We start from the raw sequence: 14,926 nt of genomic DNA on the forward strand, positions 1-14,926 counted from the left end.
AGATCGAGTTTCCTCGGTGCGCGTGGTGTCGGTCCGGCGATGTTCGGCCGTTGATCATGGGATTAGCCGTTCCTGGGGTGTTCGACGACGCGATTTCCGGCCGGTCGCCGGTATACGGCGGCTGCGTGGTGATGGAGCCGGTAATGCCGTTCCATTGCCCCCGCTGCGGCGTCGACCTGCAGGCAAACGGGCGGGTTCCGAGCTTGCCGATGGTGGTGCGGGTCGCGGAGGCGGGCGAGAACGCTGGCCGCGGTGAACGGCTGGATGTCGGCGCGCTGGTGTACGTGGTGGGGGAGGCGCTGCGCCGCACGCGGCGTCGGGGCCCGCTGGACTTCCACCCGCCCAGGGAGGCGATCGGGCGGCTGGCCACCACCCCGTACGAAGCGTGCCGGGAGACGGAGGCGATGGCGCAGCAGGGCGCGCGCCCCCTTGTCGTGGAAGTGCGTGCGGTGCGCTCGGGGACTCCGGACCCGCAGGAGGACCTGGTCCCCGAGATCACGATCAGCCTGCCCTCCGGCCGTCCCGCGATGCGCCCGGTGCTGGACGCGTTGTCCCGGGAGTTGCGCTACTTCGACGTGCGGGTCGATCCAGGGGCCTCGGGCGCGGGTGAGGACCGTTCGGCAGTGGAGGACGGCGAGGTGGTGCAGGACGGCGAGGCGGTGGACGCGGGGGTGCCGCCCGCCATGGACTGCTGCGCAGGCGCCGCGGGGTCGTGTACGTGTGCGTGCGGCGCCACGCTCGCTGACCTGTGCATCGAGGTCCGTGCCGACCTGTACCTGGACCGGCTGGACGGTCGGGTGCACCGCGGCGCCGGACGTGTGGTGAGTGCCCTGGAGCGGGCCCTGTCGCTCGCAGTCGAGGGCAGCCTCGCGCGTTGCGGCAACGCACCGGTCGCCTGGTCACAGCCGGTGTGGAGTACGCGGGAACTGTGCGAGGTGGTGGAGGTGGAGCCGGCCGATCAGGCGCTGCGGGAGTGGGTGGAGGACCTGGTGCGGATCCCGCACGGCATGCTGGCGGGGGAGGACCTGGGTGATGCCCTGGCCCTCGAAGCGGAGTGTGACGGGGAGGCGCGCAGGGTGGAATTGGACTTCCCGCTGACCGTGCTGGAGTACGCCGAAGCGGTAGCCCGCCACTTCTCCGGGCTGCGCGTGGACGTCGGGGAAGGCGACCGGCTCTCGCAGATGGACTGAGGGCGCGGCTCCCGGGCGACGGTGCGCCTCGGGGCATGGCGCCTCAGGGCACCACCTTGCGCTTCGAAGCGGGTAGGTTCGGCACGGGATCTCGCAGCACGGTGGAGGGGGAGCAATGCCGAAGGAGACTGCGTACGAGCGGCTGACCCGTGGTGTGGGTGGCACGCGCTTTGTGCCCGCCGCGCGGTATGACTCCGCGCGTGCCGCGTGGGAGGCCGCGGCGGCGCGCCGCCCCGGCGCCACGCCCCAGGTGCAGCACGCTCCTGCGGGTTCGGCGGGCGGGCCCGCCCCGAAGCAGCAGTTCGCTCCGGCGGGTTCGGTTCAGTTCGCCATGGCCATGGCGCAGCACGTTGCCCAGCCCCAGCACTACGCGGCGCCGCAGCCGTACGCGGCGCCGCAGCCGTACGCCCCGCCGCAGCAACCCCCGCAGGCGACGGCTCGACCCGCCCCACAACCGGCGTATGCACCGCCGCGTCCGGTACCGCGGGCGGGCCGTCCCGCGCCGGGTGCCCGCGGTGGTGCGCAGCGGCGTGGCCCGTCCCAGCAGGGTCCGAGTCCGGTCGATCAGAACTCGCACCGGATGCTCGGAGTCTTCGTCGCCGTGGTGGCGGTGTCCCTCCTCGTCCTGATCTGGGTCGCCTGGCTCGGCGGTGCGTTCGATGACGCGCAGGGAGGGTCGGTGTCACTGCTCAACGGCGACGGCGTGCGCGCCGCGGCGTCGACCGCGCCGAGCGGCGCCGATCTGCTGGATCTCGCCTGACTCGCTGGCGGCGGTAGCCTCGGGAGCGTGACGCGACGGGGCCCCCAGCACTGCACGCCGAGACCGTGCCGCGCGCGCCGAGGCCGTGGCCCGTGCGCACGTGCTCGGCGCACGACGCTCGGGTTCGCGGGAGGTGAGGCGCGGTGAACCGCCTGATCACCGCCGGATTCGGCGCGCCGGCACTCCAGGCGCTGCGCCGCGCCGTCGAGCACGCCAAGCACGGCGACCCCCTCGCCCCCGTGACGATCCTCTGCCCCGATAACATCGCGGCCGTCGCTGCGCGCCGTGCCCTCGCCCACGGGATCGGCGGCCGCCCCGGCGTGGCCGCGATCGACGTCACGACCACCCGGCGCCTCGCGGAGCACCTCGTGCAGGCCACCGGTGCCACCACCCGACCCGTCACCTCCGCCCTGCTCACCGCGCTGTGGCGCCGCGAACTCGAGCGCGCCCCGGGGGTCTTCGCGCCCGTGATCGATCGGCCCGCCACCGTCCGCGCCCTGGTGCGGGCCCATCACGAGCTGCGCGATGCCCCCGCGGTGGCCCTGCGGGCCGTGGCGGAGGGCAGCCACCTCGGCGCCGACCTGGTCCGGCTGCACCGCGCGGTGCTGGCCGCCCTGGTGAGCGACGGTCGGCAGGATGCTGCCGCCATCCTCGAGGCCGCCGCGGCCCATCTGCCCGACGGCGCCGCCCACCTGGGACCCGTCATCCTCCACCTGCCCGGCGAACCCGAGGCGACCGAGGCCACCTTCCTGCGGGCGCTCGCCGCGGCGACTCCCCTCACCGCGATCCTCGGCACCACCGGCAACCCCGCGGTCGATGCGCCGGCGACCGCCGCGTTCACCACGATCCTCGGCGTCGAGGCGGACCCGCCCGGCGCAACCACCCCTCACCCGACCGAACCGATCGCCGGCGCCGTGGTGCACACCTCCGACTCCGACGAGGAGGTCCGCGAGGCGCTGCGCCGCACCCGACGCCTGCTCGCCGCCGGCACCCCCGCGCACCGCATCGCCCTGCTCTACCCCGTGGCCGCGCCCTACGCCCGGCTCCTGCACGACCACCTCGCCGCCGCGGGCATCGCCGCCAACGGCCCCGGGGTGCGGCCCCTGCGGGACCGCGCCATCGCCGATGCGTTCCTCGCCCTGCTCGCGCTCGACCCCGAGCGCCTGGACCGGATCGCGGTGTTCGACTGGTTCGGGCGCGCCCCGATCCTGCACGGGGCGGCCGCGCGGGTGGTGCCGCGCACCGCGTGGGACCGGATCGCGCGCGAGGCGGGGGTCACCCGCGGCACCTGGGCGCCGCGCCTCGCCGACCACACCGAACGGCTGACGGGCATCCTGGCCGCCACCCGGGAGGACCCCGAGGCGAGCGAGGCCACCATCGCCCACCACGAGCGGGCCCTCGCGGCGGCGCAGGACCTCGCGGCGTTCATCACCGAACTCACCGAGACCCTCCGCGCCGGCCGCGAGGCGACCACCTGGGCCGACCTCGGCGCCTGGGCCGCGCGGACCTTCGCGCGCTACCTCGGGGCCGCCGCCAGCGCCCGGATGACCCGGCTGCCGCAGGACGAGCAGCGCGCCGCCACCGCCATCGAGACCACCCTGGGTGGCCTGGGGGAGTTGGACGCCATTGCGGCCGGCCCCCCGAGCGTGGCGGACCTCGCGGAGATCCTCGCCGTGGACCTGGACGGCCACCGCCCCCGCGTGGGCCGGTTCGGGGAGGGTGTGTTCGTCGGCCCGATCGGCGCCGCCACCTCCCTGGAGACCGACCACACGATCGTGCTCGGCCTCGCGGAGGACCTCTACCCCGGCCGCCACCGCGTGGACCCGCTGCTGCCCGACGCGGTGCGTCGCAGCGCCGGCCTGCGCACCGACGCCGACCGGCTGCGGGAGCGGCACCGCGCGCTGCTCGCGGCCCTGGCCTGCGCACCGGAGGTGACCGCCACCTTCCCCCGCGGTGACCTGCGCCGCGGCGCGGAACGGCTCCCGAGCCGCTGGCTGATGCCGACGCTGCGCGCGCTGACCCGTACCCCGGACCTGCAGGCCACCGGGTGGAGCGAGGCGTCCTCGGATCGCCTCCACGCCGTCGCCTCGCACTGGGAGGGGGTGGCTCGCGGCGCCGATCCCGGGAGTGAGCAGGAGTGGCGGCTGCGGCGCATCACCGGCGGTGACCCCCTCCACGACGGCCGCCTGGCCGCGGCCCTGGAACTGCTGGCCGCCCGCGCCGAGGAGTCCTTCACCCGGTTCGATGGCAACGTGGCGGGTGTCGCCGGGCTGCCGGACTTCACGGCGGGCGACCGCGCGATCGCCCCCACCACCCTGGAGCGCTACGCGGGCTGCCCACACGCCTACTTCCAGGAGCGGCTGCTGAACGTGCGGCCGTTGGAGGAGCCCGAGGAGATCCTCACCCTCAGCCCCGCCGACCTCGGCACGATCATCCACGAGGTGATGGACCGCCTCACCAGCGAGGCGAAGGCCGCCGGCACCCTGCCTGGCTTCGGTGAGCCGTGGAGCGCGGCGCACCGCCGGCGGATGGGGGAGATCGCGGGAGAGGTGATGGACGCCGTCGAACGCCGTGGCCTGACGGGGCATCCCCGGCTGTGGGAACGGGAACGCGAACTGATCCTCGGGGACCTGACCGCCGTCCTCGACCTGGACGACGCCGCCCACGCCACCCAGCGCTCCCGCCTGATTGCCAGCGAACTCGCGTTCGGGCAGCGGGGTCTGGCTCCCGTGCAGGTGCCGATCGAGATGCCCGACGGCGCAGCGCACCTGGCGATGCGAGGCTCCGCCGACCGGGTGGAGGAGACGAGCGAGGGCCGCCTGATCGTCACCGACCTGAAGACCGGGAGCTCCCGCACCTTCAAGGACATCGCCCAGGACCCCGTGGTGGCCGGCACGAAGCTCCAGTTACCGGCCTACGCGATGGCCGCGCAGCGCGAGTTCGGCCACGAGGGGCAGGAGATCGAGGCCGCGTACTGGTTCGTGGGGCGCAAGTACCACGACGAGCGCGTGGAGGTGCGGCTCGATGAGGACCTCGCCTCCCGGTACGCCCGGGCTCTGGGCGCCCTGGTGGCGGGGATCCGGGACGGGCAGTTCATTCCCCGGCCGCCGCAGGAGGACGACTTCTCCTGGGTGAAATGCCCGTACTGCAACCCCGACGGCGTGGGGTACGGACACGTGCGCACCGGCGCCTACCGCAAGCGCACCGACCCGGCGCTCGCGGACCTGTTCGCGCTGCTGGACCCGGGCGCGCTCGCCGAGGGCAGCGACCTCGGCTGACGGCTCACGCCAGCGGCGCCGAACCCGTGCCGCGTGCGCCGAGGACGAGCTCCGGGGGCACGTCCTCGGCGCACAAGCCACGGTCTCGGCGGGGTGCGGGTGTGCACGGGCGCGGGACGTGTCGCGGTGCCGGGTGCGGCGCGTTCAGAGGGTGGCGTGCACGGCTTCCAGGCGGGTGCGCACCTTGGCGCCCATTCGGGTGATCCCGAACACCAGGCCCACGCGGCGCAGCACCTCCTCCGCGCTCGCCTCGGGGTACTCCGCGAGGTAGGCCCGCATCGCGTTCGCGATCTCCTGCGGGGCCACCTCCTCCAGGGTCCGGGTCCCGGCGTGGTCGGTGCGGAAGCCGCTCCAGGTGTCGGGATCCAGTGTGCGGGGCCAGACGAATGTGCCGAGGCTGCCGCGGTGGATGAGGTCCCGGGGCACGTGCCGTCGCAACTGCTCGGCGCGGGAGGACCGCACGGCGGACAGGCCGAAGCGTCGAGCGGTCAGCCGCAGCAGGCGGGCCAACTCCACGGGCCCCTCGGTCTCGATGATGTCGACCACCTGCTCGCGCACCCGCGTGGCGGCGGCCTTCTCGGGGAGGGCGTCCAGCACGTCCACCCCGCCGACCGCCTCGATGTGGGCGGGGACGAAGTCGGTGATCGCAGGTGGCTCGCGCAAGTCTCGGCGGGAGGGGGTCGCGATGCTCGACTCGGAGGGGGCCTCCAGCACGGGCGCGGCGCGCATCAGCGCGGGCACGGGCGCACGGTCCGCGGCCTCCTCGCCGGCCTGGTCCTGGGACTCCATCGGCGCCCCCACCGTGCCCTCGGCCGGGTCCTCGGCTGCGCCGTCGGTGGCGTGGGCCACGGCCTCGACCTCATCGGCGGCAGCCGCGGACTCCGCCTCCGCGAGGGCCGCCGCGTCGCGGGCGTCGAGCAGCGCCACCGCGTCGTCGAACGCGCGGGCCAGGCGCTGCAGCACATCCTCGCGGTTCTGCAGCCACATCGGCCACCACACCCGCGCCACCGCCGGCCACCCCATGAGGTTTCTGAGGACCTCCACGGGCAGCACGTCCCGGTCGGACACGGTGCGGCGGGTCATCCAACTCTCGCCGTCCAGGAGCACGGGCAGCACCGGGCGGTCGGGCTCCTCGGCCCGTGCCAGGACCAGGTCGAGGCGGAAGGTGGACATTCCCACATCCGTCATCACGTGGAAGCCGAGCTCGCGCAGCACGGCGGCGACCTCATCGCGGTGCCGGTCACGGATCGGCGTGCGGCTCTCCGGCGGGGGCACCGCGGTCCCGGCGGTGGAGGCCTTGACGAACGTGAGGTAGGCCTTGAGGTCCTTCGGCCCGCGATAGGAGGACCCCGAGACGTCCAACTCGGCCGGGTCGAAACTCGCGAACACCACGTTCTTGCGGCGAGCCCGGGTGACCGCCACATTCAGCCGGCGCTCACCGCCGGCCCGGGAGAGCGGGCCGAAGTTCGTGGGGATGCGCCCATTGGCCTGCTTGGAGAAGGCCACGGAGAAGATCACCGTGTCGCGTTCATCGCCCTGCACCTGTTCCAGGGCCTTGACGAACAGGGCCTCCCGGCGCCCCATCCGCGCCTCGTCCATCACGGCCGCCACCCGGTGATCGGGGCTGGCGACCAGGAGGTCCTCGATGAGCTGACGCTGCGGTTCGTTGAACGTCACGATCCCGAGCGAGGGCAACGCGGGGCCCGCGTGCACGAGCTCGTGCACGTAGTCCACCACCGCCTGCGCCTCAATGGGGTTGGTGTTGGTCCCCGCCACCACCCCGCCGGGCAGTTCGACCGGCTCGTTGCCCGCGCGGGCCCCGGAGCGCAGGTACCGCCCGTCCGGCACCAGCCGGTACTCCAGGCCGGTGTCGGTGGACAGCAGCGTCGGGGTGGGGAAGGAGGACAGCGCCCCGGTGTAGTAGGTGCGGTTGGAGAAGTCGATGAGCGCCTCGTCCTGGCTGCGGTAGTGCCAGCTCAGCCGCAGCGGCGGCACGCTCGCCAGTTCGCACTCGGACAGGATCGACTCCTGGTCCTCGACGATCTCCTCCTCGAGGTCATCGCCCGCTTCCCGCGGCCCGGTGGGTCCACCGACCCGCGCCGTGGGGGGCATCTGCTTGCTGTCGCCGACGATGATCGCCGCCCGCGCCCGGCCCAGCGACCCGACGGCCTCCGGCACCGTGATCTGGGAGGCCTCGTCGAAGACCACCACGTCGAACTCCATCGTGCCGGGTTCGAGAAGATCCACCACCGAGGAGGGGCTGCCCAGCACCACCGGGGTCAGGGCGGCGACCGCCTCGCTGTGGGTGCGCAGGATCGCGCGGGTCCCCAGGCGCCGGGTGGTCTTCTCCAACTCTCGGGCGAGCCGCCCCACGTTCGCCGACGCCCGCAGCTGCGCCCGCCGCTGCAGCAGGGCGGCGGGCCCGGTCGTGACCCACTCCCGCCGGGTCTCGCGCTGCGCGGCGGTGTAGGACTCCACCCGCTCGTTGTGCGCGATCGGGTTGAAGCGGTCCAGGCCCTCGGTGGCGATCCGCTCGGCCAGGGAGGCCTCCGCGAGGCCCCGCAGCAGCGACTCCTCGGCGGTATCGGCGCGGATCTGCCCGGTCAGGATGCCGCTGCGAGCCTCCTCCAACCCCGCCTCGCGCAGGGGTTGCAGGCGCCGCACCAGGGCGCACCACTGCTGCAGGCCGAGCAGCCGCTCGTGGTCCAGGTCGTGCCGCCACGCCTCGGTGACCTGCTGCACGCGGGCGAGCAGGCCGACGCCGTCGCGCCACGCCGCCAGGTCGCGGGGATCGATCGCGAGTTCGCGATCGAGTGCCACCCATGCGTCCCGCCACGCGGTCAACTCCCGCCCGGCGCGGCGCACCTCGCCCGCGATCGCCAGGTCGCGCACCCGGGCCGCCCACGCCTCCTCGCCGCGCAGCGCCTCGGTCGCCTCGATCACCTCGGCCAGGCGCGCGCGGGCCGGTGCCAGGGCGTCCGGTTCGAGCAGCCGGCGCACGACGGCGTCGCTCACCTCCCGCAGCCCGGGCGTGGCCGCGAGGGTCTCGGCGACCCAGCCGAGCAGCTGCTGGGAGCGCTGCAGGTCCTGCACGATCCGCGGGGCGTCGTCTGGGTCGATCTCCGTACCCGCCGGGGCGCACTGCTGCAACGGGGCGATCGCCTCGCGCTGCCGGCGCCGCCGCCCGAGGAAGCCCGACTCGTTCGCCTGCCGCACCACCTGCGCCACGAGGGTGAGGTCCACCTGCAGGATCGAGGGGTGCAGGCCGTGCAGCCGACTGGTGGCGTCGGTGAGCGCATCCTGGCAGGTGCGCAGGGTCTGCTCGGTGGCGGTGGGCCACTGCGGCGCCAGGACCGCCGCGAGGTCGGTGCCCGAGGGCAGCGCGGGGTGGGCGCCGGCCACGAGAGTCTCCAGGTGCGCGACCTCCGTCACGCTCGCCAGGGCCTCGCTCAGGGCGCCCCCGACCTGCCCGGCCCAGGCCGCGCCGTCGAGCACCCCGCGGATCGCCGCACCGGTGGCGGCCAGGTCGAACGGGTCCCCGGCCCCGGGGCCGGCCAGCAGCCAGGGGTGGGGTGGGGCCACCCGGGCGGCGGCCGTCCACGGTTGGATGTCCGCCATCAGGCCGCGCAGCGTGGCCACCACGCCCTCCTCGCGGCGCACCACCTCGGCGTCGATCGGGATCGACTCGCCCTCGCCGAGCACAAGCAGTTCGTCGCGGGCGCTGTAGGCGGAGTGCCCGGCGGCGTTGCGGGCGTGCAGGTGGCGGGGGTAGGCGCCGAGTTCGAACCTGGCGGTGCGCAGCCGGCGCCGGGCGGTGTCCATCGCGGCCGGGTCGGGGGTGACGCGAGCGGCGAGGGACCGCTTGAGCTGGGCACGCACGACAGTGGCGTTGGAGCCCTCGTGGTGCAGGTTCAACGTGAAGGGCCCCAGGCCGATCTCGTCCAGGCGACGCTGCACCACCTCCAGCGCGGTGCCCTTCTCCGCCACGAACAGCACGTTCATCCCAGCCATCACGCAGGCGGCGATCATGTTGGTGATGGTCTGGGACTTCCCGGTGCCGGGCGGCCCCTGCAGCACGAACGAGCGGCCCTGGGTGGCCCACAGCACGGCCTGCTTCTGGGTGGCATCCGCGGCCACGGGGGTCTCCAGGGCGTCCAGGACGTCCTCATCGGGGCGCTGCGCGGCGGCACCTGCGCCGGCGGCACCCGACTCCAGTGCCGGATCCAGTGCCGGATCCAGTGCCGGATCCCGGAACGGGTCGGTGGGGGTGTGCACGAGGTGGTGCACGAGCGGCCGGGTCAGGAACGTCTCGGCGTGAGCGGTGAGGTCCTGCCACTTGCGGAACGCGGAGAGGTCCAGGGTGGCCAGGGTCGCCTCGGCGCGGACCACGAAGGGCAGACCCCGGCGTGCCACGGCCTCGCGCACCTCGGAGAGCACCGCGTCCACGTCGATCCCGGCACGGTCGGCGGAGGGTTCCGCCAGGCCCGGGATCACCAGGTCGTGCTCCCGGCGCAGCCACTCGATCAGGGCGGCGTTCGGGGTGGTCTGCTGGGTGGCGTCCAGCGTGAGGGTCAGGGTGGTGCCGCGGCGCACCGGGGTCAGGTTCACCGGCACGAGGATGAGCGGCGCGGTGGCCATGACCCCCGGCTTGTGCGGCCAGTGCAGCGTGCCCAGGCATAGGAAGAGGGGGTTCATCCCCTTCTCCTCCCGGGAGGTCTTTGCGCGGTGGGCCATGCTGCGCAGTTCCCGCAGGAAGGTGCCGGCCGCGAGCGCGGTGGGTTGCCCGGCCTTCCTCCCCACCCGCTGCACGAACAGGGTGCGGTGTTCCAGCTGCTCGCGCAGGTCCGCGAGATCCGCCTCCTCGCCGCGCTCCAGCATCTCCAGGGCGTTGCGGGTGCCGCGCGCCTGCCACACCTCCGGGATGTCGTCCCCCGAACGCAGCGTGAAGGTGACGTCCTCGTGGAGGCGGTCCTCCAGGAGGCCCAGGGAGTCGGGTGGCAGCAGCAGCGGCTGCACCCGCGGGTTCGCGCCGAGGTTCAGCAGCGCATTGGTGGCGTTGAGGCTGAACAGCGAGGACTTCCAGGTGCGGTACCGGGGCGGGTGCGGATCTCCCTGGCGGTCGGCGAGGGCGTCGTCCACGGCGTCCACCGCCGCGGCGTCGATCGGCGTGACCACGCTGCCACCGCCGGCGCGGTACTCGTGGATCTCCGCGATGCCGTCCGTGGTGACGACGGCGGGCAGCGGCCCCACGCCGTCCAGGCGCGCGGCGACCACGTCGATCGCGGCGAGGAGGTCGCCGTCGTCGGTGTGCTGCGCGCGGCGGGTGGCGCGCGAGCGCACGTGGGCGGGGGAGTCGTGGTGTCCCGAGGTGGCGGCGGTGGTCTCGGTGATGCCGAGCCAGCCGCCGCTGATGAGGGCGCGCACCCGCGCGGGATCGGTGATCACGGCCTGGCCGGGGTACCACTGGGCGCGCTCTCCGATCGGCTGAGGGTCGCGGCGCCAGTAGCCGGTGGTGATGTGGCCCCTGGTCAGCAGCAACACCGGCATCATGCCGACGTGCTCCATCACCGCCGCCATCAGCACCGCGGTGTCCATGCAGGTGCCCAGGCCCGCGCGCGCGACCTCGGCGTGGTCCCGGATCCGCTGCCCCTCACGCGCGAAGTCCCACCCGGGCGGCGGTTCGGAGTAGGAGATGTCCCGACCGCGCAGGGCCGCAAGGATCGCATCCACCGTCTCGTCCGCGTGCCGCTCGGCGGCGGCGACGTCGGAGTTCTGGAACCCGGAGAAGCTCGACTCGCCGGTCGCCTCCCGCAGCTGCTGCGCGGCCTCCCGCGCCAGAGCGGCGATCTCCGGGTGGTTGGGGCGCACGTAGCTCGCGAGCAGCGCACGCGCGAGGGAGCCGCCGTCCACCCGTTCGGAGGCGGAGTCGCTGGTCCACACCCACAGGTTGTTCGGCTGGACCTCCACCGGAGCGCGCAGGGCCGCGATCCGGTTCCCCGCGCCGTCCAGCAGGGTCACGGTGCACTCCGCCGCGAGCCGGTCGGTCACCCGCGCCATCACGCGGGCCGACAGCGGCACGTGGAGGGTCCCGAGCCTGTTCGCGCCCGGGGCGAGCTGCAGGTCGGTGACCTCCCGCTCCCCCAGCTGGAGATCGCCGTCGTGCACCAGGAGCGTGAGGCGGGCACCCGGCAGCGCCTCGGGGACCTCCAGGACCAGGTCGGTGACCTGCGGGATCCGCGCGAGGCTCGCCGGCCAGGTCCACCGCGGCGCCACGCGCGCCGTCACCCGGGCGGGCCGCTGTTCACGTCCGTGCTCGCCCGCCTGCTCGGCCTGTGGCTCGCCCGCCGTCGCCGCGCCGTCCGCCGCGCAGTCCGCCCCGTCGTGTGCCCCGTCGCTCATCGGTGTCCTCTCCTCGGGTCCGATCCTGCAACGGCCCTCCGACATTCTTGCCGGTGCCTCCCACCGCTGCACCCGCACCCGCTCACTCGGCCAGGGCCCGCGCCACCACCCGGCGCAGCGCCGGGACCGCCTCGGTGGCGAACCAGGGGTTGCGTGCCTGCCAGCGGAAGTTGAGCGGTGAGGGGTGCACGAGGGGGAAGCGCTCGGGCAGGTAGTCGGCGAACCGGCGCACCGTCTCGGTCAGCGTGCCCGTCGGCGCCAGGTAGTACTGCTGCGCGTACCGGCCCACCAGCACGGTCAGCCGCACCTGACGCATCTCGGCCAGCAGCGGGGGATGCCAGCGCGCGGCGAAACCCCGGCGGGGAGGCTTGTCGCCGCTGCGTCCCCGCCCCGGGTAGTAGAAGTCCATCGGCAGCACGGCAATCCGTGGCCCACGGAACACCTCCTCCTCGACCCCGAACCACTCCCGCAGGGTGCGGCCGCTCGCATCGCTGAAGGCCACCCCGCTGGCCTGCGCCACCTGGCCGGGTGCCTGCCCGATGATGAGGATCCGCGCGGCGGGGTCGGCGGAGAAGACCGGCTGCCACCCGGCCTCGGTGAAGGCGGCGTTCTCGGGATCGGCGGCGATCTCGCGCCGAATCCGCGCGATCCGTGCGATCCGTGACGTGCCCGCGGGTGCGTCTCCCGTCATGACCCCAGCACTCGCCGCAGGTACGCGTTCGCGAACACTCGATCCGGGTCCAGCTCCTCCCGCAGCGCCTGGAAGTCCGCGAAGCGCGGATAGGCGGGCGCGAGGTCCGCCGCGCGGCGGGTGTGCATCTTCCCCCAGTGCGGGCGACCGCCCCGGGCCCGCAGCAGCGCCTCCACCGCGTGGAAGTAGGGACGCGGGTCTTCCCCCTGCGCACGGTGCACCGCGATGTAGGCCGAGTCCCGGCCGTGCGCCGTGGAGAGCCACAGGTCGTCCGCCGCGGCGAACCGCACCTCCAACGGGAAGGAGATCCGCCACCCGCGCTCCTCGATGAGGGACCGGATCGCTCGCAGCGCCCCCACCACCTCGCCCGCGGGGATCGCGTACTCCATCTCGCTGAATCGCACGGTGCGGCGGGTGGCGAACACGCGGTGCGAGGCGTCGGTGTAGGTCCGCTCGCCGGAGAGTCGTGCGGCGATCCTGTTGATCCGCGGCACCAGGACGGGTGCGGCCCGCCCCAGCGCACAGGTGGCGCCGAAGACGCCGTTGGCCATGACGACCTCGTCCAGCCACGCCCGATGAGCGGGCAGCGGATCACGCCGCTGCCCGGCCGGGAGCCGTCGGTTGGTCTTGGTCATCGCGAGGTCGGTGTGCGGGAACCAGTAGAACTCCAGGTGGTCGGCGCTCGCGGCCCGCTCGTGCACGCTCGCCAGCACGTCCTCCAGCGGCTCGACGCGTTCGGTGGCGTGCAGGTCGAACGCGTCCACGCACTGCAGGGTCACCTCCGTGAGGATCCCCAGGGCGCCGAGGCCGAGGGCGACGGCGGGGAGCAGATCGGCGTTCTCACCGCCTTCCGCGTTCTCGCCGTCTTCCCCAGAGGTCACCCGCAGCACCTCACCGGTCCCGGTCACCAGCACCGCCCCGATCACCTGCGTGGCGATCCCGCCGAAGCGCGCGCCGGTGCCGTGGGTGCCGGTGGAGATCGCGCCCGCGATGGACTGCGCGTCGATGTCGCCGAGGTTCGTCATCGCCAGGCCGTGCGGCGCGAGCAGCGCGGGGATCTGGTGCAGGCGCGTGCCCGCCGCCAGGGTCGCGGTCCGTGCCTGCCGGTCCACCGCGATCAGGCCCTGCAACCCGTCCAGGGTGACCTGCACGTCGTCGGCCTGCGCGATCGCCGTGAAGCTGTGGCCCGCCCCGACCGCCTTCACGCGGCGACGCGTCGCGCGGGCCCGGGTCACGACGTCGACCACCTCGCCCAGGCTCCTCGGTGCGGCGACCCCGAGCGGGCTGGCGGACACGGTCCGCCCCCAGTTGCGCCAGAGGCCCGACGGCGAACTCACAGGAACGCCTTTCCCTCACCGCGGTAGGTGGGGACGCGGGCGGTGATCGACTCGCCGGCGACCACCACCATCTCGTTCACGTGCTCGGCGAGTTCCCCGGACTTCGCGTGCCGCAGCCACACCCGGTCCCCGACGGCGAGGCGTCTCGCGGCGGCGCCGGTCAGCGGGGTCTGGACCTCCCCGGCCATCTCGCGGGGCGCCATCGCGAGCCCCTCCGGGTGGACCACCCGGGGGAGTCGGTCAGGGCCGGGAGGGCCGGAGGCGATCCATCCGCCGCCGAGCACGGTCGCGGTCCCCGGGGCCGGCTTGCGGACCACGCTGAGGGCGAATCCGGTGGCGGGGCGGGGCGCGAAGGCGGCGTAGTCGTCGAAGTAGTGCCCGGCGAACAGGCCGGACCCGGCGGCGATCTCCGTCACCGACGGGTCGGCGGTGGTGGTCTCCACCGATCCGGTGCCGCCGCCGTTGACGAACTCCAGGTCCGCGAGCTCGCGCACCGCGGCGATCGCCTCGCCGCGGCGCTCGGCGAGCTCGGCCTCGGAGTGGCGCTTGATCCGGCGCATGACGGCGTTCATCGCGTGGCGGCCGGGGACGGCGTCGCTCACCCCGGCGATCTGCGCCTCATACGCCATCACGCCCACGAGGGCGAATCCCTGGCGGGCTGTGACGTGGCGGGCGAGGGTGCGCAGCGCCTGCGGGGAGTGGACGGGGGAGCGCAGCACTCCCACGTGGTGCAGGCCCAGTGGTCCGAGAGGGGCGGGGGCGTGCCAGGAGGCGTCCAACTCGAGGCAGATCCGCAAGACGGGGCGGGAGGCTGGCGGCACGACGGCGTCGATCAGGTCGAGCTGGGCGACGTCGTCGACCATGAGGGTCACCCGGGCGGCGGCCCGCTCCTCCCGCGCCAGGGCGGCGATCGCGGCGCGGTCGGCGCTGGGGTAGCCGACCACCACGTCCTCGATGGTCTCGGCGAGCCACAGCGCCTCGGGCAGCGTGTACGCCAGCACCCCCGTGAACCCGGGGCGCGTGAGCAGGTCCTCGATCACGCCGCGCACCCGCAGCGACTTGCTGGCGATCCGGATCGGCTTCCCGGCGGCGCGCCGCACCAGGTCTGCCGCGTTGGCCTCCAGCGCCTCGGCGTCCAGGACGGCGAACGGCGGCTCCTGCGCGGCCGTCGCCGCCTCCCACGCGGGCCAGGGCGGCGCGATCAGGTGGGCGCGGGCTGCAGCGGGCACGAGTCCTCCACTCGACGGGATGCTGTTCACCGTAGGGCAGGG

7 protein-coding genes are annotated in these 14,926 nt (G+C 74.3%); 3 read left to right on the forward strand and 4 right to left on the reverse strand.

Annotated elements, in window-relative coordinates:
• Positions 1-203 precede the first annotated feature (203 nt).
• The 3 genes from ATL40_RS00215 (at position 204) to ATL40_RS00225 (ending at position 5,228) form a co-directional block, all read left to right on the forward strand.
• Positions 204-1,190, forward strand: a complete 987-nt coding sequence (locus tag ATL40_RS00215) for a hypothetical protein (RefSeq protein ID WP_143556810.1) — start codon at positions 204-206, stop codon at positions 1,188-1,190.
• A 115-nt stretch (positions 1,191-1,305) separates the two neighbouring features.
• On the forward strand, positions 1,306-1,950 hold the full coding sequence (locus ATL40_RS00220; protein WP_098467767.1) for a hypothetical protein: 645 nt from the start codon (positions 1,306-1,308) through the stop codon (positions 1,948-1,950).
• Between the two features lie 143 nt (positions 1,951-2,093).
• Entirely contained in the window at positions 2,094-5,228 is a 3,135-nt protein-coding gene (locus ATL40_RS00225) for a PD-(D/E)XK nuclease family protein (protein ID WP_098467768.1), read from the forward strand.
• A gap of 144 nt (positions 5,229-5,372) precedes the next feature.
• Here ATL40_RS00225 and ATL40_RS00230 read toward each other — a convergent pair whose 3' ends face one another.
• From ATL40_RS00230 to ATL40_RS00245, 4 genes are all read right to left on the reverse strand, one after another.
• Complete coding sequence (locus ATL40_RS00230; protein WP_098467769.1) at positions 5,373-11,627, reverse strand: DUF4011 domain-containing protein; 6,255 nt, start codon at positions 11,625-11,627, stop codon at positions 5,373-5,375.
• Between the two features lie 82 nt (positions 11,628-11,709).
• Positions 11,710-12,318 (reverse strand): uracil-DNA glycosylase family protein, encoded by a 609-nt coding sequence (locus ATL40_RS00235; protein ID WP_098467770.1) that lies wholly within the window; start codon positions 12,316-12,318, stop codon positions 11,710-11,712.
• The gene (locus ATL40_RS00240; RefSeq protein ID WP_098467771.1) at positions 12,315-13,655 is read right to left on the reverse strand and encodes a D-arabinono-1,4-lactone oxidase; all 1,341 of its coding nucleotides are present in this window, start codon (positions 13,653-13,655) and stop codon (positions 12,315-12,317) included. The genes ATL40_RS00235 and ATL40_RS00240 overlap by 4 nt, the downstream gene beginning before the upstream one ends.
• Positions 13,652-14,884: a type III PLP-dependent enzyme domain-containing protein gene (locus ATL40_RS00245; protein ID WP_245866531.1), complete on the reverse strand. Its 1,233-nt coding sequence runs from the start codon at positions 14,882-14,884 to the stop codon at positions 13,652-13,654. Before ATL40_RS00245 ends, ATL40_RS00240 begins: the two co-directional genes overlap by 4 nt.
• Positions 14,885-14,926: the final 42 nt, after the last annotated feature.

Source organism: Serinibacter salmoneus, assembly GCF_002563925.1.
In the GTDB taxonomy this organism is placed as follows: domain Bacteria; phylum Actinomycetota; class Actinomycetes; order Actinomycetales; family Beutenbergiaceae; genus Serinibacter; species Serinibacter salmoneus.